The sequence below is a fragment of the Desulfosporosinus cupriresistens genome, assembly GCF_001707885.1.
Lineage (GTDB): Bacteria > Bacillota > Desulfitobacteriia > Desulfitobacteriales > Desulfitobacteriaceae > Desulfosporosinus.
In genome coordinates this window covers 61990-86353 of the sequence record NZ_MASS01000016.1, presented here as the reverse complement: position 1 = coordinate 86353, position 24364 = coordinate 61990, and the positions used below count along the sequence as shown (strand labels likewise).

Here is a 24364-nt window from a genome sequence, read left to right as displayed (position 1 = left end):
TTCTGTAAATAGCTCGATGGTGGAAATAGGAAATAGCGGGGTGTGGACCTTATTTGTGCCGAAAGTTCTCCTTGGGCAGTTATACAAATATGAAATCCATACGAAGAACAAACAAGTTTTTTTGAAATCCGATCCCTATGCTTTTTTCTCAGAGTTGAGGCCTGCAACCGCCTCGATTGTTTATTCGCTTGAGGGTTTTAATTGGCAGGATCAATCTTGGATAGAACAAAAAAAAGGGGATAAGGTAACCGAGATGCCTCTTTTGATCTATGAAGTTCATTTAGGTTCATGGAAAAGGAAAGAGGACGGAACCTATTATACTTGGCGAACTCTGGCTGTAGAGTTGGTAGACTATGTGCGTAAAATGGGCTATACCCATCTTGAATTAATGCCTATTATGGAACATCCCTTTGATGGTTCGTGGGGATATCAAGTGACTGGGTATTACTCATGTACGAGCAGATTCGGTAGCCCTCACGATTTCATGTATTTTGTGAATCAATGTCATCAAGCTGGGATAGGGGTTATTTTAGACTGGGTGCCAGGTCATTTTTGTAAAGATGCTCATGGTTTAGGTCAATTCAATGGTACGGCAGTTTATGAATACGATGAAAACGAACAATGGGGAACCTATAACTTTAACTTTGCGAAAACTGAAGTTTGGAGCTTTCTCATCTCCAACGCGATGTTCTGGTTTGACAAATATCATGTCGATGGACTGCGAGTTGATGGGGTAAGCAGTATGCTTTTTTTTGATTATGAAAAAAATGGTCCTTCAAAAAAACGCAACATTTATGGGGGGAGAGAGAACCTTCAATCCATAGCTTTTATGCAAAAATTAAATGAAGTAATTTTTCGATATTTCCCTGGGAGTTTGATGATCGCTGAAGAATCGACCGACTGGCCACTCGTTACTTATCCTCCTTACGTGGATGGACTTGGCTATAATTTTAAATGGAATATGGGTTGGATGAACGATACTTTACGCTATATGAGTCTTGATTTTCCCTTACGTAAAGACAATCACCACTTATTGACTTTCTCCTTGACTTATGCTTTTTCCGAGAATTTTGTACTACCTCTTTCTCATGATGAGGTTGTTCATGGCAAAAAGTCATTATTAGATAGAATGCCGGGCGATTACAAACAAAAATTTGCAGGTTTAAGAATTTTATATGGATACTGGATGTGTCATCCAGGTAAAAAATTAATGTTTATGGGTGGGGAGTTTGCCCAGTTTATTGAATGGCGTTATGATGCTGAATTAGATTGGTTTATCTTAGAGCATGAGATGCATAAAAAGCATCAGAGTTTCGTGAGCTCGATGAATCAGCTATACCAACGAGAAACTGCTCTGTGGGAAAACGACGATGATTGGTCGGGTTTTGAATGGATCGATGTCAATAACAAGCAACAGAGTATCTTAATATTCTGTCGAAAGGCTCGTAAAGCTACCGATTTTCTGATCATCTTAATTAATTTTCAACCCATTAGTTACGAGAAGTTTCGCATGGGCGTTCCCTACGAGGGGATTTATCAAGAAGTATTTAATTCCGATCAGGAAATTTATGGGGGTAACGATCAAGTCAATCATTTGTTGCTCTTGAGCGAAAAAATCCCATGGCATGGACATAAGTCTTCTGTAACAATTAACGTTGCTCCTTTAGCAATGATCATCTTGAAACCCAAATCAAACAGTAAAGTATTGGAGGAACCAACAGTATGTTTACAGATAAAGAAAGCTTTAAGCGAGCCTATTTGATGAAATTAATGGAAGGGGAGGGGATCACTCAAGATGAAGCAAGCCCTTGGGATAAATTTAGTGCTTTAGTTATCTTGCTCAAAGAGAAGATGAGTTTTAATCGGGCTATCTACAAAAATTCTATGTCCCAAGGCAAACAAATCTATTATTTTTCGATGGAATTTCTCATTGGCAGACTTCTTCTTAACTATTTGGTGAATTTCAAAATTGAGGATCTTGTAAGAGAAGGTTTGGCCGAGTTGAATATCAATCTTGATGATCTGTTAGAACAAGAAGCAGATCCAGGGCTGGGCAACGGGGGTTTGGGGCGATTGGCTGCCTGTTTCCTTGACTCAATGGCGTTCTTAGGGATCGAGGGACACGGAAATGGGATTCGCTATAAGTATGGTTTATTTGAACAAAAGATTGTCGGGGGAAATCAAGTTGAAGTAGCTGACAACTGGCTTAAAAATGGTTACCCTTGGGAACTTCGTAAGCCGAATAAATCTATAATCGTGAAATTCAAAGGAAATGTACGCATTGAGCTTGAGAATGAGCGAATGAGGTTTTATCACGAAAATTACGAACCGGTTCTTGCTGTACCTTATGATGTCCCGATTATGAGCTATGATAATCCTTTTTATATTAATAACTTACGCTTGTGGAGTGCGGAAGCGTTATGTGGAGAACTGGACTTAAGCTGTTTCAATCGCGGGGAGTTTAAACAGGCTACTAACTTTAAATCAGAGGTTGAGGCTATTTCTTATATTCTGTATCCTGACGATAGTAGTCGCGCAGGGAGAGAGTTAAGGCTTAAACAAGAATACTTTTTTGTAGCCGCTGGGTTAGGATCAATCGCGCGAAGTTATAAAAAGAAGAACAATTGTGGTTCATTGCAAGACTTTTCGCGCCGGGTTTCTGTCCATATCAATGATACTCATCCAGTATTGTGTATCCCTGAGTTGATGCGTATCTTGATTGATGAAGAAGACATGGACTGGGATGAGGCTTGGAATATCACGGTCAACACCCTGTCATTTACCAATCATACGATTATGCCCGAAGCTATGGAAAAATGGCCCATTGACCTGTTTAAAACCCTTTTGCCTCGGATCTATATGATCATTGAGGAAATAGATCGAAGATTTAGGGAAGACTTAACACGACGCTTTCTAGACGATGAAGAGATTATGCAAAACACTCAGATTCTCAAAGATGGATATGTCTGGATGGCTAATCTGGCCGTGATCGGGAGCTCATCAGTAAACGGTGTCGCCAAATTACACACCCAAATTCTGAAGGAAGAAGTCTTTAAAGACTATTATCGGATTTTTGGTTATAAGTTCAATAATAAAACAAATGGTGTTAGTCATCGGAGATTTCTGTTGGCAGCTAATCCAAAATTGTCTCATCTAATAACCGAGGCGATCGGTCCCAACTGGAAGGAAGATGCTGGCGAACTAAAGAAACTTCATGGATTAAAGGACGATAGCAACTTTTTGGAACAGATCGCGAAAGTTAAATACGAAAACAAATGCCGTTTAGCCGAAAGTGTTAAGACAAAACAGGGGCTTATCTTAGACCCTTTATCAATTTTCGACGTTCAGGTAAAGCGGATCCATGCCTATAAAAGACAATTGCTCAATGTGCTAAAGATTATGCACATGTACAATAAGGCTTTAACCGACCCAGATTCTTTGACAGGTTCCAATACCTTCATATTTGGAGGAAAAGCAGCACCAGGCTACCATTATGCCAAAACTGTGATTAAACTTATTAATGCTCTGAGTCAGAAGATTGAGCATGACCCACTAGTTAAAGAAAAACTAAAGGTCGTATTTTTAGAAAATTTTAATGTGACTCAGGGGGAACTAATCTATCCTGCGGCAGACATTAGTGAACAGATATCCACTGCTAGTAAAGAGGCCTCAGGCACTGGAAATATGAAATTCATGATGAATGGTGCCATTACCTTGGGAACCTTGGATGGAGCCAATGTAGAAATTAAAGAGGCCGTGGGTGAAGATAATATCTTTATCTTTGGACTTACTGCTGAACAGGTATTGAACTACACTCGTTATGGAGGTTATAAACCTTGGGATGAATATCACGCCAACTGCGATATCCGAACATGTGTCGACCAATTGAGTAGTGGATTTTTCGATAATATGGGTGAGGAATTCAGGGTATTGTACGATTCACTGATGATTTATAATGATGAATACTTTGTCTTAAAGGATTTCAGTTCTTATGTTGAGATGCACAAAAAGCTTCAAACACTTCATTTGAATCAAAAAGATTGGAATCAAATTTCTTTAGTTAACATCGCGGAATCTGGCATATTCTCCAGTGATAGAACAATTAGAGAATATGCAGAAAAAATCTGGAAAATAAGATACCGCACTGTTAATAACATTAATCCTAACTAATTAATTGGAAAGGTTGGGTCAATATGAAAACAGTTTTATAACTAAGAGGAGGGGAAATATGTATGAGAAAGCAAGAATGTGTAGCGATGCTCTTAGCAGGTGGACAAGGAAGCAGATTAGGTGGTCTGACTCGAAAGAGAGCCAAACCCGCCGTTTCATTCTGTGGTAAGTATCGAATTATTGACTTTACCTTGAGTAACTGCTTAAATTCACACGTTAATACGGTTGGTGTTCTTATCCAATATAAGCCCTTTCTGCTTAATTCCTATATCGGTTTAGGTTCGGCTTGGGATCTAGATAATCCATATAGTGGAGTCCATATTCTTCCCCCTTTTCTTGGTGAAAAAGAAGGAAGCTGGTATAACGGAACAGCCAATGCCGTATACCAAAATTACGAATTTATTGATTTTTACGATCCGGAATACGTGCTTATTCTTTCTGGGGATCATGTTTATAAAATGGATTATACCTTGATGTTAAAGTTTCACAAAGAGAAAAATTCAGACATAACTATTGCTACAGTTCAAGTTCCTTGGGAGGAAGCTTCTCGGTTCGGGCTTCTAACCGTTGATCAGGATGCACGGATAACAGAGTTTACAGAAAAACCTGCTCAGCCAGAGAGTAATCTTGCCTCAATGGGAGTGTACGTTTTTAACTGGTCAACACTTAAGCAAGCGTTAATTGCCGATGCCGAGGATTATAAGTCTCAAAACGACTTTGGTAAAAATATTATTCCTCAGCAGCTTAAACAAGGGAAACGAGTCTATGCGTACGAGTTTCAGGGATATTGGCGAGATGTCGGTACAATTGAAAGTTATTATCAAGCAAATATGGAGTCCTTAAGAAAGGGACACTTCCTTAATATTTTTGATCCAAGGTTTCGGATATTTTCCAATGAAGATATCTTACCGCCACACTTTGTGGGCTCTACCGCGGAGATAGAGAACAGTCTCGTCTGTAATGGCTGTATTATTCACGGCAAGATTAGCAATTCTATCATAGCGCCTGGAGTCTATGTGGGAAAAGAGGTGCAGATTAGGGATTCTATCTTATTACCTTGTGTAAAGGTTCACGATGGCTCAATAATCCATAAAACAATTGTTGGAGAGAATGCGGAAATTATGCGGCACTGCTTTGTCGGTGCTGATGGACATATCGCTTCGGACCAAGAGGGAATTACAGTCGTTGAAGATAATCATATAATTACTGAAGGTTCCGTTATTGAAGCTGGCAAGAATGTCTAAATGACTCGGGAGATTTCGAAAGGTGGGAGCGATGATGTCAAACGCTATAGGGATTATTTATGCTAATAGCGAAACTGATAACTTGCAAGGGCTTGCATCAGAAAGGCCAATAGCGGCTGTCCCCTTCGGAGGAAGATATCGGATTCTCGATTTCGCGTTATCTAGCATGGTTAACTCCGGAATAAGAACCATTGGATTGGTAACCCCACACCATTATAGACCTCTTCTTGATCACTTGGGAGCTGGTAAAGCTTGGTTTCTAGACCGTAAAGATGGTGGATTGTTTATTTTGCCAGGAGTCTTTCATGGTTTAACAGGGAACAATCACACATTTTGTATTAAAGATTTGGAAAATAATATGGAGTACTTGGACAAAGATTTTGCAGAAAATGTTGTCATTAGTAGTGGCAATCAGATCTATAATACAAATTTTAAGAATGCACTTGAATTTCATAACGACAAGCAGGCCGACGTAACCTTGATTTATAAAAAAATGAATAACTCTAGTGATTTGACAGATGAGATATTTTTGGAAATGGAAAAGGATCACAAAGTATCAACTATTCAAAAGAAGAAAGAGCAAGAAATGACAAGTCTTGTTCAATTTCATTTTGTAAATATGTTAATCATACGACGCGCGATTTTGTTAGACATTATTGAAAAGTATAGCTCGATAGGATGTATTGACTTAATGGATATACTATCTGCAAATCTGAAAATCCTTAAAATCTACGGCAGTCCTACTTGTTCGTTGATTGGAACGATTCGTAAGGTTAAGGATTACTTTGATCGGAGTATGGATCTATTAGACTTAGCAGTTCACGGAAGATTATGGTTGGGGGTAGATCAGATCCATACAAAAATTAAGGATAATCCACCCACTCAATACACTGCACACGCCAAGGTCACCAATTCCTTAATTGCAAGTGGCTGCACTATTGCAGGGGAAGTTGTGAACTCAATTATTTTCCGAGGTGTGATTTTAGAACAGGGATGTAAAATAACTAATAGCATAATCCTGCCGAAATGTCATATTCATGCCAATGCACAAACTGACTATGCAATTCTTGATAAATCGGTAAAAGTAAATGGAGAAAATATTTTAAAAGGAACTTTGCATAACCCTTTGGTTGTCCTCAAAAAAACTGTGATCTAACATTTGAAAGGTGGGAGCATATGAAAATTGTCTTTATGATTACAGAAGCAGATCCTTTCGTTAAAACAGGAGGTCTGGGGGAAGTAGGGGGCTCATTACCAACCTTTTTGCATAAACAGGGTGTTGATGTCCGAGTTATTATGCCGAAATATAGCATCATTGCCGAACATTTTCGCAGAGAGTTTAAACACCTGGCCCATTTTGATGTCCAAGTCGCTTGGCGCAAACAATATTGCGGTTTAGATGAAATTGTTTACCAAGGGGTTCATTATTATTTTATCGATAACGAGTATTACTTTTCGCGACCACGAGTTTATGGGGAATATGATGACGCAGAGCGATTCGCGTTTTTTTCCCGAGCAGCATTGGAAAGCTTAATTCACATACCGGGGTTTAAACCTGATATCATCCATTGTCATGATTGGCATACTGCTTTAATCCCCCTCATGCTCAAAGAATTTTATAACCGAGAGCCCCTTTATTACCCGATAAAAACAGTATTTACGATTCACAACCTTAAATATCAGGGAATTTTCCCGAAGGAAGTTCTTGGGGACATTGTCGGGCTCGGGATGGAGTACTTTAGGGAAGATGCCTTAGAATTTCATGGCGCAATTAATTTTATGAAGGCAGCGCTGATATATGCAGATCGAATTACGACAGTGAGTCCGACTTATGCTCAGGAAATCCAAAATTCTTATTATGGGGAAAACCTCGATGGGCTTTTAAGAAAGAGAAGCGAATTTTTGATGGGTATCTTAAATGGTATTGACTATCAAGTCTATGATCCCTATAAGGACCCCTATCTTGTCATGCCATACAACAATTTTCCGCTGGCCAAAGCGGAAAATAAAAAGCACTTACAGAGTATTTTTGGACTACCGGTTCTCGGTGATAGCGCAATAATTGGGATGGTATCTCGACTCGTAGATCAGAAAGGTCTGGATCTCTTGGCCTACGTTATAGAAGAAATACTCGAGCTAGATGTTCAGATCGTTATCCTCGGCACGGGAGAAATTCAATATGAAAGAATGTTACGCTATTTCGCCTCAAAATATCCTGAGAAGCTGGCGATAAGATTAGAGTTTTCAGATGAATTGGCGCATCAAATATATGCAGGAGCAGACATGTTTCTAATGCCTTCCCGTTTTGAACCCTGTGGGATTTCTCAGATGATCGCTATGCGCTATGGAACGATTCCAATTGTTCGAGAAACCGGAGGATTAAAGGACACAGTTATGCCCTATAATGAACTAAATGGCACTGGAAACGGATTTAGTTTTCTAAATTATAATGCTCATGAATTATTATTTACAGTACAGCATGCCTTGAAATTATATCAAGAAGACCAACTAGTATGGAACAATTTACGTCAGAATGCCTTAACAAGCGATTTCGGTTGGGACAGATCCGCCAATGCTTACATCGAAATCTATGAATCATTATTATGATAGTGTTCAATGCGTATCATAATTCTCACGATTTATTGTACCGTGAACCGTTTGGTGCGGTCATGTGTGGACAGCGGATAACCTTCCGCTTAAAGACTTTTTCGACAGTCCCAATTGAAACCTGCGTTCTTCGCCTTTGGGAAACAGACCGGGAAATCCCTATTTCCATGAATCAAACGGCTACACTTATCGAGGATAAGAGACTATTCGAGGTTGAATACAAAGTACCTAATAACCCCGGGCTGATCTGGTACTATTTTGAGATTCGCTTAGGAGAGCAAACTTATCTGTATGGAAATAACCCGGAAAGACTGGGCGGTGCAGGACAACTCTGGGAGCAAGAACCTCCTTCGTATCAAATTACAGTTTTTAAGCCCCTTGAGGTGCCTAAGTGGTATAAACGAGGAACGATGTATCAAATCTTTGTCGACCGGTTTTATTGCGCTCAGGATAACAAGTTCACTATCTATCCACGAAAAAATGCCCTTTTGCATGCTAATTGGTCCGATCCGCCGATCTATATTAAGGACGAGCTGGGTCGAGTGACTGATTGGGATTTTTTCGGGGGAACCCTGCAAGGAGTCCTGGAAAAACTGCCCTACTTTAAAGAATTAGGCATAAGCATACTCTATTTTAATCCTATTTTTGAAGCCTCGAGTAATCATAAGTATGACACGGCCGATTATCACCGGATTGATCCCATGTACGGAGATGATGGCGTCTTTAAACAACTGATCGACACAGCACGACACTATGGGATCTCAATTATCCTAGATGGTGTCTTCAGTCATACCGGGAGTGACAGTGTCTATTTTAATAAATATGGCAATTATCCAAGCTTAGGGGCATATCAATCGATTGACTCTCCCTATTATAATTGGTATAAGTTTAAACCAGATCATCAAGAGTATCAATCTTGGTGGGGTGTCGATTCCCTACCTGAGGTCAATGAAATGAACCCTTCTTACCGACAGTTTATTTATGGTTCAGAGGAAAGTGTTATTAATAAGTGGCTAAACATGGGAGTTGCTGGGTGGCGGTTAGATGTTGCTGATGAGCTTCCAGACCAGTTTATTCAGGAACTTCGGCAAGCGATTAAAAGTATTTGCCCCAATGCAGTTCTGATCGGGGAAGTATGGGAAGACGCTTCGAATAAAATAAGCTATGCTAAACTACGCGAATACTTTTTAGGAAATGAACTGGATGCGACGATGAACTATCCTTTCCGCGCCAGCTTCCTGCACTTTATTCTCGGACAAAGTGATTCCTGTCTCCTTCATCAAAAAGTTATGAGTTTGTATGAAAATTATCCCCGCGAGAATTTTTATGCGGCCATGAACCTTATCGGAAGTCATGATACGACACGAATCTTGACTCTTTTAGGAGCTGCTCCGCAAGAACAGAGTTTGTCAGTTACTGAGCAGCGGCGCTTTAAACTTTCTAATTTCGCCCGAAAATTGGCTGTGCAACGGCTCAAAATTTTAAGTTTGGTGCAAATGACCTTTCCCGGAGTTCCTTGTATCTATTATGGTGATGAAGCAGGCTTAGAAGGGTATCCTGACCCTTATAACCGGGGAACCTATCCCTGGGGTAAGGAAGACCAAGAAATCTTGGATTGGTATAGACGAATCCTACGCCTGCACGCTGAATATGAAGTTTTACAGACAGGTGATTTTGGGTCGTTTTTCTATGAACCGGATGTTTATGGCTTTAGGCGGGTAGGGAACGAGGAAGAAATAATAATCCTTATCAATCGTCATTCCGAGGATACAAAAATAGTGAATCTCGAGATAGAGCTGACCCCTTCCAATTTTGTGATTGACTTAATTAACGGAGAAAAGCTGGCTCCGGAAATGTTAAATGCTTTGCCAATCAACTCCCTATGTGGACGAGCTTTATTGAATAGAACTGCCTTGCCTAATAATTTGCAACTTCACCGTTTGTGCGGTGTTTTATTGCACATTAGTTCTTTGCCCTCTTCTTGGGGTCTGGGAGATTTCGGGAATGAAGCGTATGAGTTTGTTGATTTTTTAGTGGACTCCAAGCAATCTTTATGGCAGATGTTGCCTTTGAATCCTGCAGGAGTGGGAGATTGTCCCTACCAAAGTGAGTCAGTGTTTGCCGGAAACCCAATGTTTATCAGTCTCGATCACTTGATCAAGGAAGGACTTTTAAGTTTTGCAGGGACCCGTCAAAAATACGAACATATTAAGAGTTTGGGCCTTCGAAAAAGTCTCTTGTCCCTAGCTTTTAAAGAGCTGAAACTTGAATTGCTCAATGAAGCCTATCGGCAATTTAAGACTCAACTGGAGTCAACCTCCACAGGATCATCTGGTTCTGAGAAGTCCAGCTATCGTTCATTGGAAAACTATTTGCGCTTTAAATCTAAAACCAAAGAATGGCTTGATGATTATGTTCTCTTCCGGGCCTTAAAGACTCATTTCGGAAATATTCCATGGTATGACTGGGAACCAGGAATTGCTGGACGTGGGAAAGATGAGTTGTCTAAGTATTCTTTGCAACTGCTAGAAGAAATGGGTTTTATTCAATTCTTACAATATACCTTTTACGTTCAATGGGATAATTTAAAAACTTACGCCAAAGCAAAAGGTGTTCAACTTATTGGCGATATACCTCATTTTGTTGCTGCCGATAGCTGTGATGTATGGGTGAACCGCAGTTTATTTGTGTTGGATGAGTGTGGAAGACCTGCTAAAACGGTAGGCGTACCGCCTGACTATTTTAGTAAGACCGGCCAGTTATGGGGAAATCCTGTCTATGACTGGGATGCTATGCACGTTACTCAGTATGATTGGTGGAAAAAGCGAATACAATTCGGGTTAGAACTGTTTGATTACCTTCGTCTGGATCATTTCCGAGGTTTTGAAGCCTATTGGGAGGTTGATGCCCAAGAAGAAACAGCAGAAAAGGGGCGTTGGATGAAAGGACCGGGGAAACGATTTTTTGAAAGCCTGGTGGAGACATTTGAGAAATGCCCACTAATTGTTGAAGATTTAGGAGTTATAACTACGGAAGTCAATTGTCTGAAACAGATTTTTGGTTTTCCTGGAATAAAGGTCCTTCAGTTCACGCCTCTAGAAAAGATCTCGATGGAGCATGAAACTAATTTTGTCTATTATACTGGAACTCATGATAACAATACTTTGCTGGGTTGGTATGAAAAAAATCATGAGGTGGAAGGAGGGGCCTTGCTCAGCAGCGGTGTAGACCTTGCAGAAAGGAACAAACAAGCGTGTCGCAAATTGATAGAGGAAGTCTATTTGAGCCAAGCAGTGTGGGTAATCACACCAATGCAAGATATTTTGGGATTAGACGAGAAAGCCAGAATGAATATCCCAGGGACGGTCAATGGAAACTGGCAGTGGCAATTAGATAAAAATCTAGTGACGGATGAAATAAAAAGTTGGCTTCGTACTCAAGCGGAGAAAACAAAGAGATAATCGTCGGACATTATTCTTTATGAAGGATCACATGGAAAAAGGCTCATAACCAGACTTAACTGGTTATGAGCCTTTCAAATAGCGATAAGCATGTAATATCAAAAATGATTCATTATTCTGCAGTCGGAATTGCTTTTGCGGCAGCGACTGCTTTGGCAAGGAAACATTCATCCGAATGTTTATCTCCACATTTAAGACAGAGTTCAGCCAAAGCAGCAATTGCAGTATCTTTTTTAGTAGCGTCAAACATTATTTTCACCTCCTTCGTATCCCATAATTGCCTATTCTAAAGACTGAGTCAGCCCCCGTCTTTAGGACGTAATAAATTTTACGTGGATAGCAGTTCGAATTTAGGTGGATTCAATATTAAGAAGTTTTTTAAGTTCCATTTCTAGATTATCTAAGGAGATTGGGTACAGTTCGATAGGTACTTGGGTAAATTCAAAGAATTCTAACATATCCATGTCGTCAATAGGGGTTCCCAAGTCAAGCAATAGTATTTTGTCATAGAAACCAAAGTTTTGCCTGCCATCAATCTCATCCCAACCTAGCCCGGTTATGAAAATCTCTTTCCATTTCTCTAACCAGCCGCTCGTGATATAGAAAATATTGGATTCCTTATCTAACTCTTTCATCTTATCTCCAAGAAGTAGATCTAAACAATTACACCTTGATACAATTTGCCCATCGTATTCTTGAGAAATCAATTCCATGTCAGGGTGACATTTATTCCCTACCAGAATAATAGGCTTACCAATGTGGCTAGTTTCATCGAGTCTTCGACGGACAGCCTCTTCTAAGCGATCTAAATTAACATGCAGTGCGGCATCTATAAAAACTATCTTGTTTTGTAAACCCATTTTCTTCATCACTTGTTCAATTTCATTCTCAAGCATCGAACAGCCGACAAACACTTTTTCCAATCATACCACCTCCTCATATGATGTAATGTACAAGTTAAGTCTATATCTTATTGACAAAAAAATATGTTAAATTCTTTACAAAAAAAGGGGTTATAACAAACTTACTCCAGTTTGTTATAACCCTTTTTGGCAATTAAGGCTACCGCTTTCGCCCAGGCTTAGCAATAATTCCAAGAATTTCTTGGCTGATGAGGAGGATAATAGTTAGAGATGTAGAATAAAGATATAATAAATCTATATGCATTGTGACAATAGCTGAGGTGTAAACGTATGAATGAAGAAATCTTAAGTAAATTTGAGTTGACTATTCCTATAGAACGTTCTATCCAAGCTGAACTACTGCTCCTGTTAGGGCAAAAGCCTTCTCATGGGTATGAATTAATTCAACGCCTAAATGAAACTGATTTTAGAACCGGCGAAGCAGACACAGCAACCGTGTACCGAAACCTAAGGCGTATGGATAAAGATGGGTTAATAAAATCCCATTGGGAAGTCGGCGAGTCAGGCCCCGGTAGGCGACTTTACGAATTGACACCTCATGGGGAAGAGTCTCTAAAGGTATGGGCCAAATATCTAACTCAACAAAAAGCAAAGTTAGAAACTTTTTTACGAGCCTATTTCCAGTTTGAAGAATCTTTGTTCATAAAGAAAAGGGGGTGAAGATCATCAAAGATTCTAATAAAACTAAAACCTTTAGAATTATTCATGCAGGCGCGTTAGAGCAAATAGTAGAGAAATGCTTAGAACAATTTTCAAAACAAAACTCAGGTCTTAAATTTGAGACTAATGCAGTTGGTTCAAGAGAGGCTGCCAAACAGTTATTATCTGGAGAAAAATATGACATCATTGCTTTAGCTGACCAGGCATTATTTGCGGAATTGCTGGTGCCTGATCTGGTAGAAAACTACTTTGTTTTTGCTGCTGATCAAATTGTTATTGGCTATGATCGCTCATCAAAGGGCAGCCAGCAGATTACTCAAGAGAATTGGGTGGAAATCTTACTTAAGCCGCAAGTGAGCTTTGCTCGCTCCAACCATCATCTGGATCCCTGCGGCTATAGAACACTCATGGTTTGGCAATTGGCTGAAATAATTTATGACAAGCCAGGTCTGAGCACAATGTTGGAATCTGCTAGTATACCATACTCTGTTTACCCTAAATCATTAGATCTTGCAGGTGCTTTATTTAAGGGAAAGGTTGATTATGCCTTTCTGTATTCCTCGCAGGCTAAACAATTAGGGCTTCCCTATATTGTCCTGCCCTCGAAGATTAATCTATCTAGTCCCGCTTATGCCGATTTTTATGATCAGGCTGCTGTTTCTGTAGAAAGTGGAATTCCGGGGGAAAATGAAATTATCCATGGTAAACCTATTGAATTTGCTATTGGAATAGCTAGGAGTACGGACTATTTAGAATTTGCCAAATCGTTTATTGACCTATTAACTGGTGTGGAAGGCAACCTAATCCTGGAAGAGTGTGGTTTCATTCCATGTTAATTAGGCTATTAGCCTAGTGGTAAGTGTAACGCTTCTAACACATAGGAGGTTAACTTATGGAAATGAGAACGGTACGTAAGCTTAACCATTCATCAGAGCAACCCAGGTTAGTGAGTCTCTTGGAGATTGCTAAAACCTTTCTTCACATCGGGCTGGTGTCTTATAGCTTGGCTGCGCTAGGGGAAGCCAAAAAATCATTGGTCGACAAGAAAAACTGGCTAACAGATGAGGAATACTTAAAAGGCTTAGCTCTTTCACAACTCTTACCCGGGGCACCTTCAGTGAATCTAAACACATATATTGGCTATTTTCTAAGAGGTTTTCCAGGCGCATTCGTAGCTAGCATCTTTTTTGTGATTCCATGTTTTGTGGCTATGGTTCTTCTTGCCCACCTCTATTTAAATTTTAACGATGTTCCCCTAGTATCATCGTTATTTAAAGGAGTGGGGGCTTTAGTTGTCGGTCTCGTATTAAACACGATTATGGATCTTTGGAAAAAAGGGGTGAATACCCCACAGCTAACAATCTTGGCGGTTACAGGGTTTATAATGGTGTATTTCTTGAAGCTAAATATTACGACTCTTCTTTTCGTTGCAGGCGCGTTCAGCCTATTGTTTACTTTCTTTACTTATAAGTTTTCGCGTTGGAAAGCATTCATGGATCGTAGGTTTTGGATTGCGAAAAAGCCTTCTCCAAAAGCAGTGTCGGTAATTAGGTTTGAGTTCAGTAAGAAAAAGTACGCAATCATGTTAATCATGCTTGCTATTTTACTAACCGTCAATATGGCGATTAATTTTAGCAATCCCACCTTTCAAAAACTGGGGAACACTTTATTTGAAATTGGAGGATTGACCTTCGGTAGTGGCTACGTTATGCTGCCGTTCATTCAGGATGCTATGGTGAATCAATTTCACTTTGTCACCGACAAGGAATTTGGCGTTGCTCTGGCCTTAAGCTTACTAACGCCCGGTCCAGTCACAGTCATTTCCGCTTTTGTTGGCTATAAAGTAGCTGGTATCTTCGGAGCGGCCTTAGCAATGGCGAATATGTATTTGCCATCTTTTATCGTGGTATCTATAATTTCAGATCTTTATCGGCGAGCTGGTAATGTTGAACTATTCAAGATGGTAATTAGTGGAATTGTCGCGGCATTTTTCGGAACCCTTTGGGCAGTTCTTTTTAAATTGATGGGTAGTTCTATAGTCGACTTACCCACTTTTGGACTCGCCTTAGCTGCTTTTGGAGTACAGCGATTAACCAAAATTGATACTCTTTGGATTATAGTCATTGGTGCAGTAATCTCCTCGTTTATTTTCTAGGAGTTCCTTCTGAATCTAAGACTTAAATTTCAATGGGCTGTCATCTTTTCAGGTGACAGCCCATTAGCCAGATAATATTCTAGAAAATTACTCCTAAAGCGATAAGAATTAAGATTGCAATAGCAATAATACCTACACCGATTCCAGCACCGACGCCGCCACAGGCGGCAACTGGAGCAACTGGAGCAACTGGGGCAACTGGGGGACGGCAGCAAGCTCCACCCATTCCACCATAGCCCATTCCACCATAACCCATTCCACCATAACCCATTCCATACATAGCTATTTCCACCTTTCTAATTTAGAATACTATTCCCATTGCGATAAGCAGAAGAATAATTATGACAACTACAGCGATTCCCGCGCCAAAGCCATATCCTGTTCCACAAGCAACTCCATCTACACCACCATATGCCATTTGCATTTCCTCCTTTTCCTGAGATAATACACAATATGCAACAATTGTATAATGTGTAACTTTTTGGCAAATATAATGAACTACTTAGATTGTCTAGTTGCATTTTTTCAAATATATGTAATGTAGGGAACAATTTTAAGGCTTGTCTTGCGACAAGCCTTAAAATTGTTATTGTTTAGTTAAACAGACGGTCAAGTTACTCAGGAAGGAAAGTAGCACAATCTGTCATTTCCGTTGAACTAGCATTAGGAGATTGTACTTCGATTTTGTCTGCATGACAATGATCGCCTGAGCCATAATAATGGCAAGTGTTCACAACACATTTAATCCCGCCGTTTGGTTGAGGCATTTTTTTAGCTTGTCCTGACATGTAAAAACTCCTCCTTTAAATTTGAAATACAAATTATATAGTCTCCAGATTATCAAGTTCTATGAATCCCAGATTATGTAAGATGTATTGTGCTTTGGGGATGTTGTTTTAAAGATTATTGTCCTACAAAAAGCGGATGACTGTATGATATAATCTATCACCGAGGGGTGATTGATTACATGGATCAACAACAGATTATAAAAACACTCGCCAAAATACTTGAAGCTCAAAATGAGCTCGAGAAAAACCACAACTTGATAAGCAAGAAGTTAGACGAGATGAACAGTAAACAAGAAGCGCTGAGCAAGCAATTAGGCAAAATAGAACTTATCCTTGAAAGTGACCTATTTAAAAAAATTACTGACTTGAAAAATTCGCACGAAGAACAAAAAGAAACAACAAGAAGAGTCGATCCTCTGGTTGCATCGGGAAAGAAATTTAGACACTTTAATTAAAACTTACCAAGGCTTCACCTTTAGCTAAATAGCTATAGTTTGAAAAAGATCTTAGGATTAGTTGCTTCAAAACGGAAATTAGTAAATGGTGAAATTTTTCTTAAGGAAGCGGCTAATTCAATTGAAGCATGCGAGTACAATGGGATTTTATACATAATCTTGCTCCAAAGAAAAATTGAAACGATCTAAACACTGACCAATCGATTAATATTGAAACTCAGGTTTTTTGTTGGAGTTAAAATAATGTCCAACAAAAGGTATATTATGGTACATCTTTTTAATTATTACATAGCTGGAAGAATATTAACGCCGTGAGGGAAGATCTCTCTCGCAATGTTGTGAGATTCTTTCAAATAATCAAACAAATCACTGAAAAAAGCAAAAAAATTATATCCAATCATAGAAAAGTGATGTAAAATATATACATTGGGAAGCGGCAAGGACAAACTTTTTTCTTTAGGCGTTTCGGAATTTAATGAATATTCACACTTTAGGAAACAATCACTTTTGTCGTGCCGTATCTTGTAGGTGCTCTATATTCAATATTTAGTTGTTCCAGTAGTTCGTGAAGAAAGTACCAATTTATTTTTTCCGCAGTGGAATCATAGATCTAGTATTAAAGGAGTGATAATTAGTGTCTTGCGATTGTGAAAAAAAGTTAGCAGCAGAATTTAGTACGAATAAGGTTGATACATCTCTAATGGATGAGGTGATTGACAAGTTTAAGCGTGAAAATGGTAACCTCATTAGCGTGTTACAGGACGCTCAAGAGGCCTACGGATACCTACCACTCGATGTTTTAAAGATGATCGCGGATAGGACAGGCAATAAAAGAGCTAAAATATATGGCGTCGCAACGTTCTATTCACAGTTCAGATTAAAACCTCGCGGAAAATATATCATTCTTACTTGTCAAGGAACAGCCTGTCATGTTAACGGTTCTGATGCAATTGCGGAAGCTCTTTGTGAAGAATTAAACATTAAGGTGGGGGATTCCACTAGTGATTGGATGTTCTCGCTTGAAGAAGTTGCCTGTCTTGGATGTTGCAGTCTGGCTCCCGTAATTATGATCAATGGTGAAGCCTTTGGCAATTTGACTCCTAAGAGTGCCAGGAAAATTGTAAAAGATATTTACGCCTCGGAAAAGGGGGTTGCAGTTAATGAAGATTAGAATAGGATTTGGTAGCTGCGGGATTGCTGCCGGAGCAAAAAAGGTTACCGATAAATTCGGGCAAATACTTGCAGAAAAGAACTTGAGCATTGATGTTTCGGTTACTGGTTGCATTGGCATGTGTTATTATGAACCAATCGTAGACATTATTGATGATAAGGGTGTCTTCACGTATGCGAATGTCACACCAAATATGGTTGAAGAAATAATTGAACGACATATTGTTAATGGCGAACCAATCCAAGAGCATATTGTCTCAACAACTCAAGAACCTTATCCCCAGTTAAAAAATCAAGTTAGAATTGTACTGAAAAACTGCGGAATAATTAATCCTGAGAAGATTGAAGACTATACTGAAAATGATGGTTATAAAGCACTTAACAAAGTAGTCAACGAAATGACTCCCGAAACGGTTATTGATGAAATTAAAATTTCGGGACTCAGGGGTAGAGGGGGAGCAGGTTTCCCAACTTGGTTTAAATGGGATGCGGCCAAAAAATCCAAAGGATCGGAAAAATATGTCGTCTGTAACGCTGATGAGGGCGATCCAGGCGCGTTTATGGATAGAAGTGTTCTTGAGGGAGACCCTCATGCAGTGCTTGAAGGTATGATCATTGCCGGTTATGCAATGGAAGCTAATTATGGCTTTATTTATTGCCGTGCGGAATATCCGCTGGCTATTGAGAGACTCAAAATAGCGATTCAACAGGCTAGAGATAAAAACTACCTGGGTAAAAATATCCTTGGCTCAGGTTTTGACTTTGACATTGTCATTAAAACTGGGGCAGGGGCTTTTGTTTGTGGCGAAGAGACAGCTTTAATCGCCTCTCTGGAAGGAGAGCGAGGTATGCCAAGGCTAAAACCGCCATTCCCGGCTCAATCAGGATATTATGGTAAACCAACGAATATTAACAACGTAGAAACCTTCGCCAATGTGCCCTGGATCTTCCGAAATGGCGGAGCTGCCTTTGCTGCTTATGGAACCAAGACCAGTAAGGGTACCAAGGTATTTGCCTTGGCCGGCAAAATTAAAAACGGGGGACTTGTCGAAGTGCCAATGGGTATGACTTTAAGAGAAGTTATCTATGGCATAGGCGGGGGAATTAAGCAAGATAACGAATTTAAAGCGGTTCAAATGGGAGGACCCTCTGGGGGATGTATTCCACGTGCCCTCCTAGACACCCCAGTAGACTATGAATCAATTAATCAAACCGGTGCTATTATGGGATCGGGTGGTATGGTGGTCATGGATGAAGAGACCTGTATGGTTGATATGGCCAGATTTTTCCTAGACTTCACCGTTAAAGAATCATGTGGTAAATGCACTTACTGTAGAATCGGCACCAAGAGAATGCTTGAGATACTTGATAGAATATGCACAGGAGAGGGAGGGCTTGAGGATCTCGATACTCTTCAGACCCTATGTTCCAGCATTAGGGACGGATCACTCTGTGCACTTGGCGGAACAGCTCCTAATCCGGTTCTTACAACGATTCGCTATTTCAAAGACGAATATCTGGCCCATATTGAAGCCAAAAAGTGTCCAGCAAAACAATGTAAGCCTCTATTAACTTACACGATTATTGAAGAGTCTTGCAAAGGATGTACTTTATGTGCGCAGAAATGTCCTGCCCAAGCTATTACGGGTGAATTGAAAAAGGTTCATGAAATTGATCAGCAAAAGTGTATTAAATGCGGTAACTGTGTAACGGTATGTAAAACTAAGTCTATCGCTGTAGAATAGGAAGGGATGTGACATTGGTGGATATGATAAGAGTTAATATAAATTCTCGAGAATTAACCGGTCAAGCTGGAGATACCATTTTAACGATAGCACTTGCTAATGGAATAGAAATTCCGAACCTCTGTTATGATAATCGCTTGAAGATTTATGGTGCTTGTGGTGTCTGTGTTGTTGAAGTAGACGGAATACCCAAATTATTAAGAGCGTGCTCAACAACCGCTGTCGATGGCATGATCATCAGAACCGAAACTGAAAGAACGCAAGCCGCACGAAAAGTTGCCTTTGAATTATTAGCCTCAGACCATAGAGGAGACTGCAGACCTCCCTGTGTCACTGCCTGCCCGGCACATACCGATTGTCAGGGGTATGTAGGCTTAATCGCTAATGGTCAGTATGAGGAGGCCATCAAGCTCACAAAAGATGTTATCGCCCTACCCGCCAGTATTGGCAGAATATGCCCCCATCCTTGTGAAACTGAGTGTCGACGTCAAAATGTCGATAGTCCTGTCGCTATAGCTGAACTCAAACGATTCCTGGGAGACATTGACATCAGTAAGGGAACCTATGTTCCAGCATTAAAACCACAAAGCGGCAAAAAAGTTGCTATTATTGGAGCAGGTCCGGCAGGCATTTCTTGTGCTTATTTTCTTGCTCGCTATGGCCACCAGGTCGTTATTTATGAGAACCAGCCCTATGCTGGTGGTATGCTCCGCTATGGTATTCCTGAATACCGTCTGCCTAAAGAAATTCTGGATGCTGAAATCAATACTCTTACGAAAATGGGCGTGGAAATCAAATATAATGTCAAACTTGGTGAAGATATCAGCCTTCTCTACCTCAAGAAAATGTATGACGCTGTTTTCGTAGCCATCGGGGCTTGGGAAAGTTCAAGCATGGGCTGCGAAGGACAAGACATGGAAGGGGTTCTTGGCGGCATAGAGTTTTTAGGTAAGGTTACCAATTCAGAGCCTTTGTATATGGGCAACAAAGTGATCGTCGTTGGTGGCGGAAATACTGCTATGGACGTTGCCCGGACGGCTGTAAGGCTTGGAGCTGAGCATGTTCAAGTTATCTATAGAAGAACAAAGGATGAAATGCCTGCAGAAAAGATTGAGATTCTAGAAGCAGAAGAAGAAGGCGTTGAATTTACGTTCCTTGTAGCCCCTGTAGAAATTATTGGAGATGGCACTAGAGCAAAAGCTGTCAGATGTCAGAAAATGGCGCTTGGCGAACCCGATGCCTCCGGAAGAAGAAGTCCGAAACCAATTCCAGGCGAAGAAGTTACCTTTGAAGCAGACCTCATTCTATCGGCCATTGGACAGCAAGTTAATGCTCGGAGTATTAAGGAACTTGATGTCGCTAAACGAGGCAACATTAACGTTAACCCTAACACCTTTGAAACAAATATGGCAGGTGTCTTTGCTGGCGGCGAAGCTGCAACTGGTCCCAAAATCGCTATCGCTGCCATCGCTCAAGGAAATAATGCTGCCAAGGTGATTGATAGTTATTTAAATGGTCAAATCATTCCTGTTTCTGAACCTTCTTATATTACCCAAACTGATTTAACGGCGCAGGACTTTGTGCACATCGCCAAACAAGAGCGCCAACATGGTTTTGTTGTCGAAGAGCAAAAAAGAAAGATCAGCTTTAGTGCAATTTCAGAAACCTTTACTGAAGAAAGTGCTCTTAAAGAAGCTGCCAAATGTCTTGAGTGCGGCTGCCATGATTATTTCGAATGCAAGTTGATTAATTATTTTGGCAAGTACAATATTAATACCAAAGCAATCGTCGGAGAAGTTCATAAACGAGAAGAAGCTCAAACTCATCCGTTTATTATTCGAAATCCTGATAAGTGCATTTTATGTGGTCAATGCGTCAGAGCCTGTGAAGAAAGACTTGGAGTTACAGCTCTAGGGCTAGAAAAAAGAGGTTTCGATTCCAAGGTCATTCCAGAGTTTAATCTGCCACTTGAGGAAAGTTCGTGTATTTCATGCGGTCAATGTATTGATGTCTGCCCAACGGGAGCATGTATGGAAAAAGCCGCTGTACCAAAGCAGGTTCCTGTCGAATTTGATAATGTGAACTCGGTCTGTAATTATTGTGGTGTCGGCTGTAACATCATTCTCCAATCCAAAGGAAATCTTGTTTTCAAATCTCTCCCTGACAGAACGAAAGACGAAGGTGTCTTATGCGTTAACGGTAGATTTGGCATAGGCTTTGTCAACGATCAAAACAAGATTAAAACTTCTTTGGTCCGCAGAAAAGACAGTAGCCTTGAGGTTTCACTTGAAGAAGCTTTAACCCTGACCACGAAAAATCTCCAGTTAATTCAAGGACAATATGGCAATGACAGTATTGGAATCCTCGCCTCCCCAAGATTTACAAATGAAGAAGCGTTTATTCTGAAAAAAGTTGCCGCCAAATTGGGGACAACCTTCCTTGGCACAATGGCTGAGAAAGATATTTCAGGAACAGAAAGCGTTCTAGGCTACAATGCTTCTCCAAACAGCTATGATGAACTTTACAGTACTGATTTGATCATTTCAGTCGGTAATATTGCCGAAAATAATCCGGTTATGGGAGTGAAAATTAAGACTGCTGCCCAGAAAAAAGCCAAATTGGTCTCGATCAGTAATGGTACAACCAGAATGGCTGAATGTGCTGATGTTTCCCTTAACCTTGAAAATAACTTGGACTTCATTAAGTCCTTAGTTAAAGCACTCTTTGACGGTGGCTATGTAAACCAAGCTAATGTTGAAAAGAACGCTGTGAATCTAACTAATCTGAGCGATTATGTTAAGGACGCTCAAGCTTCTGAGGATGCCACTAAGCTCGCCAAAATGTACGGGGAAGCAAAAAAAGCAATCTTCGTTATCGATGACAGTATTGTCTCAGCGGATGCTATCAAACTGTTGGCAGATATTGCTGTAATTACAGGCAAGATTGGTAAGCCACATAGTGGAATTATCTTGATGCGCTCCAACTGTAATTCCCAAGGATTTATCGATATGGGCGTAAAAGTTCCTGGTATGCAGATTATAGAACAAATCAACGCTGGCAAAATCAAAGCCGCCTTAATCGTTGGTGAGGATCCGGCCGGAACTGACCCGACACTTGCTGAAGCTTTGAAGAAGCTTGATTTTGTGGTAACTCTTGATCTCTTTGAGACTGCTACAACCGCAATTTCGAACATTGTTATTCCGATTGGTAGTTTTGCAGAATCTGCTGGTACGTTTACGAGATCGGATCGCAAGATTCAAACGATTAACCCCGCTATTCAGCCGGTTAATCAAAACACCGTCTTTAGCACTTTGGCCAAGTTAGGGCAATATCTCGATATTAAGATTGAAACTATCAAGCAAGCAACTTTGATGTTATCTTCGGAAGTTCCAGAATACAGTGGTTTATATCTCCCACAAAGTCCTGATGCCGCTATCTACACTCCAAATAGCCGATCAAATCCTTGTGGTTATCAGGTACTTTGTACAGATGGTTATAATAAAGCAGATAAGAAAGCTGTTTTATGTATACCTGAAGGAAACAAAATGTTTGTAGATAAACAAGTTTTTGATACTATTCAAAAGAAATTCCATGTTTATCTCACGGAGAATGGGTTAAAATAAAAGTAATTTTTAACTAATTAGAAATTACAAAATAGTGAGTATTGTAGCAGTGTATTATTGTTAATACACTGCTATTCTCTGATGCTGAATAGCATAGGTGAGACTTGACGAAAGGTTGTTGATAGGGAGAATTAATTAAGCCTTTAATTAATCTATGGCGGGAGAGGAAACTATGGCACGAGACAAAGATCGACATACTTGGCGCGAAGGATATACAACCGGAAGTTGTGCTGCTGGTGCCGCTAAAGTGGCCTGCCTGCTGCTCCGAGGGGACAATGTACCTGAACAGGTAGATATTCCCCTTCCAAATTCTGCACGTTTAACGCTACCAATCCAGAGGGGAGAATCTGAATACCCACTGGCTAAAGCAACCATTCTCAAAGATGGAGGGGATGACGCGGACATAACACATGGACTTGAGATCCAAGCAATAGCGCGCTTCATTTCACCTCAAGGGGACATTCAGATCCGAGGCGGCCAGGGGGTTGGGACCGTCACAAAAAAAGGATTAGCAATAGAAGTTGGCAAAAGTGCTATTAATCCGGTACCGAGGCAAATGATCCTTGCAGCGGTAAGAGAGGTTTTCCCTCAAGAAGAACTCGAAATTATTATTGAGGTCCCGGCCGGAGAAGCCACTGCCTTACGTACCCTTAATCCCAGACTGGGGATTAAGGGAGGGATTTCTATCCTGGGGACGAGTGGGATTGTCCGGCCAATGTCTGAGGAAGCCTTTAAAACCTCTATTCTACCGGAATTAGATCAAGCCGTAGCCTATGGACATAAATCCATAGTTCTTACCCCCGGGCACTATGGATTTAGAGTCGCGACAGAGCGGTTTAAGGTCCCGGGCGAAGCAGTGATCCAGATGAGTAACTTTGTAGGCTTTCTCTTGGAAGAAGCAGCCTACCGAGGGATTGAGCAAGTTATATTACTTGGGCATATCGGGAAATTGATTAAAGTATCTGGAGGCATTTTTCATACGCATAATCGTGTAGCTGATGCCCGAATGGAAATCCTAGTGGCGCACGCTGCTCTAGCTGGGATTAAAATAGACACTTTAGCGCGTCTTGCCGAATTACCAACAACTGAAGGGGCCGCCTCGGAGCTCCTACTTCTGGGAGAACAAACGTTATTTCATCATTTGGCGCGTTTAGCTAGTGAACGGGCCCAGGCTTTCACCTTTGGACGCCTAGTTGTTGGTACGGTCATGACGTTATTGAATGGCCAACCGATTGGTTGGGATTCAGCAGCTCGCAAAATAGTCGAAGAGCAAGGTTGGAAGTGGTCAATTGAGCCCTAACTTTAATGCCTGGAAATTTCTAATGAAACATTCTAAGTATTTTTTAAAAAATTCCTTACTAAA

18 protein-coding genes are annotated in these 24364 nt (G+C 40.4%); 14 read left to right on the top strand and 4 right to left on the bottom strand.

Annotation, left to right across the window (positions count from 1 at the left end; genetic code table 11):
* From glgB to DSBG_RS08790, 6 genes are all read left to right on the top strand, one after another.
* Positions 1–1762 (top strand): 1,4-alpha-glucan branching protein GlgB (gene glgB, locus DSBG_RS08815; protein WP_068963779.1); only part of this gene is annotated, 1762 nt, incomplete at its 5' end.
* Positions 1723–4170, top strand: coding sequence for a glycogen/starch/alpha-glucan phosphorylase (locus DSBG_RS08810; RefSeq protein ID WP_068963771.1), 2448 nt, complete (start codon positions 1723–1725; stop codon positions 4168–4170). The genes glgB and DSBG_RS08810, both read left to right, overlap by 40 nt.
* Positions 4171–4232: 62 nt before the next feature.
* Positions 4233–5414 carry a glucose-1-phosphate adenylyltransferase gene (locus tag DSBG_RS08805; RefSeq protein ID WP_068963770.1) on the top strand — a complete coding sequence of 394 codons (1182 nt, stop codon included), beginning with the start codon at positions 4233–4235 and terminating at the stop codon, positions 5412–5414.
* Between the two features lie 31 nt (positions 5415–5445).
* Positions 5446–6570: a glucose-1-phosphate adenylyltransferase subunit GlgD gene (gene glgD / locus DSBG_RS08800; protein ID WP_348980968.1), complete on the top strand. Its 1125-nt coding sequence runs from the start codon at positions 5446–5448 to the stop codon at positions 6568–6570.
* 20 nt (positions 6571–6590) lie between these two features.
* On the top strand, positions 6591–8021 hold the full coding sequence (gene glgA, locus DSBG_RS08795; RefSeq protein ID WP_068963768.1) for a glycogen synthase GlgA: 1431 nt from the start codon (positions 6591–6593) through the stop codon (positions 8019–8021).
* On the top strand, positions 8018–11482 hold the full coding sequence (locus tag DSBG_RS08790) for a bifunctional glycogen debranching protein GlgX/4-alpha-glucanotransferase (protein ID WP_068963767.1): 3465 nt from the start codon (positions 8018–8020) through the stop codon (positions 11480–11482). Before glgA ends, DSBG_RS08790 begins: the two co-directional genes overlap by 4 nt.
* A gap of 112 nt (positions 11483–11594) precedes the next feature.
* On the opposite strand, the gene DSBG_RS23020 is transcribed toward DSBG_RS08790, so the two are convergent.
* Positions 11595–11732 carry a hypothetical protein gene (locus DSBG_RS23020; RefSeq protein ID WP_176716231.1) on the bottom strand — a complete coding sequence of 46 codons (138 nt, stop codon included), beginning with the start codon at positions 11730–11732 and terminating at the stop codon, positions 11595–11597.
* Positions 11733–11832: 100 nt separating this feature from the next.
* Positions 11833–12396, bottom strand: coding sequence for a DUF1638 domain-containing protein (locus DSBG_RS08785; protein WP_242877497.1), 564 nt, complete (start codon positions 12394–12396; stop codon positions 11833–11835).
* A gap of 279 nt (positions 12397–12675) precedes the next feature.
* On the opposite strand from DSBG_RS08785, the gene DSBG_RS08780 reads away from it, so the two are divergent.
* The 3 genes from DSBG_RS08780 to chrA are packed head-to-tail and all read left to right on the top strand — an operon-like array spanning position 12676 to position 15220.
* The gene (locus tag DSBG_RS08780; RefSeq protein ID WP_068963765.1) at positions 12676–13065 is read left to right on the top strand and encodes a PadR family transcriptional regulator; all 390 of its coding nucleotides are present in this window, start codon (positions 12676–12678) and stop codon (positions 13063–13065) included.
* On the top strand, positions 13062–13901 hold the full coding sequence (locus tag DSBG_RS08775; protein ID WP_068963764.1) for an extracellular solute-binding protein: 840 nt from the start codon (positions 13062–13064) through the stop codon (positions 13899–13901). Before DSBG_RS08780 ends, DSBG_RS08775 begins: the two co-directional genes overlap by 4 nt.
* A 56-nt stretch (positions 13902–13957) precedes the next feature.
* Positions 13958–15220: a chromate efflux transporter gene (gene chrA, locus DSBG_RS08770; RefSeq protein ID WP_068963763.1), complete on the top strand. Its 1263-nt coding sequence runs from the start codon at positions 13958–13960 to the stop codon at positions 15218–15220.
* Between the two features lie 79 nt (positions 15221–15299).
* On the opposite strand, the gene DSBG_RS08765 is transcribed toward chrA, so the two are convergent.
* Both DSBG_RS08765 and DSBG_RS08760 read right to left on the bottom strand, forming a co-directional pair.
* Positions 15300–15500, bottom strand: a complete 201-nt coding sequence (locus DSBG_RS08765; protein ID WP_068963762.1) for a hypothetical protein — start codon at positions 15498–15500, stop codon at positions 15300–15302.
* Between the two features lie 334 nt (positions 15501–15834).
* Positions 15835–16008 (bottom strand): DUF1540 domain-containing protein, encoded by a 174-nt coding sequence (locus tag DSBG_RS08760; protein ID WP_009615775.1) that lies wholly within the window; start codon positions 16006–16008, stop codon positions 15835–15837.
* A 179-nt stretch (positions 16009–16187) separates the two neighbouring features.
* Between DSBG_RS08760 and DSBG_RS08755 the strand changes: the two genes are divergently transcribed.
* The 5 genes from DSBG_RS08755 to cbiD all read left to right on the top strand — a co-directional run bounded on the left by DSBG_RS08755 (position 16188) and on the right by cbiD (position 24301).
* Positions 16188–16463 (top strand): hypothetical protein, encoded by a 276-nt coding sequence (locus DSBG_RS08755; RefSeq protein WP_009615773.1) that lies wholly within the window; start codon positions 16188–16190, stop codon positions 16461–16463.
* A gap of 634 nt (positions 16464–17097) precedes the next feature.
* Positions 17098–17634, top strand: a complete 537-nt coding sequence (gene nuoE, locus DSBG_RS08750; RefSeq protein ID WP_176716230.1) for an NADH-quinone oxidoreductase subunit NuoE — start codon at positions 17098–17100, stop codon at positions 17632–17634.
* Entirely contained in the window at positions 17624–19378 is a 1755-nt protein-coding gene (gene nuoF, locus DSBG_RS08745; protein ID WP_068963761.1) for an NADH-quinone oxidoreductase subunit NuoF, read from the top strand. The genes nuoE and nuoF overlap by 11 nt, the downstream gene beginning before the upstream one ends.
* Positions 19379–19401: 23 nt before the next feature.
* Entirely contained in the window at positions 19402–23001 is a 3600-nt protein-coding gene (locus DSBG_RS08740) for an FAD-dependent oxidoreductase (protein ID WP_068963778.1), read from the top strand.
* 172 nt (positions 23002–23173) lie between these two features.
* Complete coding sequence (cbiD, locus tag DSBG_RS08735; RefSeq protein ID WP_083236786.1) at positions 23174–24301, top strand: cobalt-precorrin-5B (C(1))-methyltransferase CbiD; 1128 nt, start codon at positions 23174–23176, stop codon at positions 24299–24301.
* Positions 24302–24364 lie beyond the last annotated feature (63 nt).

Excerpts from the sequence above, each read along its gene's own strand:
- DSBG_RS08760 (WP_009615775.1), bottom strand. The coding sequence starts at position 16,008 with ATGTCAGGACAAGCTAAAAAAATGCCTCAACCAAACGGCGGGATTAAA.
- DSBG_RS08780 (WP_068963765.1), top strand. The coding sequence starts at position 12,676 with ATGAATGAAGAAATCTTAAGTAAATTTGAGTTGACTATTCCTATAGAA.
- DSBG_RS08755 (WP_009615773.1), top strand. The coding sequence starts at position 16,188 with ATGGATCAACAACAGATTATAAAAACACTCGCCAAAATACTTGAAGCT.
- DSBG_RS08810 (WP_068963771.1), top strand. The coding sequence starts at position 1,723 with ATGTTTACAGATAAAGAAAGCTTTAAGCGAGCCTATTTGATGAAATTA.
- DSBG_RS08805 (WP_068963770.1), top strand. The coding sequence starts at position 4,233 with ATGAGAAAGCAAGAATGTGTAGCGATGCTCTTAGCAGGTGGACAAGGA.
- nuoF (WP_068963761.1), top strand. The coding sequence starts at position 17,624 with ATGAAGATTAGAATAGGATTTGGTAGCTGCGGGATTGCTGCCGGAGCA.
- glgD (WP_348980968.1), top strand. The coding sequence starts at position 5,446 with ATGATGTCAAACGCTATAGGGATTATTTATGCTAATAGCGAAACTGAT.
- DSBG_RS08740 (WP_068963778.1), top strand. The coding sequence starts at position 19,402 with ATGATAAGAGTTAATATAAATTCTCGAGAATTAACCGGTCAAGCTGGA.
- chrA (WP_068963763.1), top strand. The coding sequence starts at position 13,958 with ATGGAAATGAGAACGGTACGTAAGCTTAACCATTCATCAGAGCAACCC.
- DSBG_RS08765 (WP_068963762.1), bottom strand. The coding sequence starts at position 15,500 with ATGTATGGAATGGGTTATGGTGGAATGGGTTATGGTGGAATGGGCTAT.
- cbiD (WP_083236786.1), top strand. The coding sequence starts at position 23,174 with ATGGCACGAGACAAAGATCGACATACTTGGCGCGAAGGATATACAACC.
- DSBG_RS23020 (WP_176716231.1), bottom strand. The coding sequence starts at position 11,732 with ATGTTTGACGCTACTAAAAAAGATACTGCAATTGCTGCTTTGGCTGAA.
- DSBG_RS08790 (WP_068963767.1), top strand. The coding sequence starts at position 8,018 with ATGATAGTGTTCAATGCGTATCATAATTCTCACGATTTATTGTACCGT.
- glgA (WP_068963768.1), top strand. The coding sequence starts at position 6,591 with ATGAAAATTGTCTTTATGATTACAGAAGCAGATCCTTTCGTTAAAACA.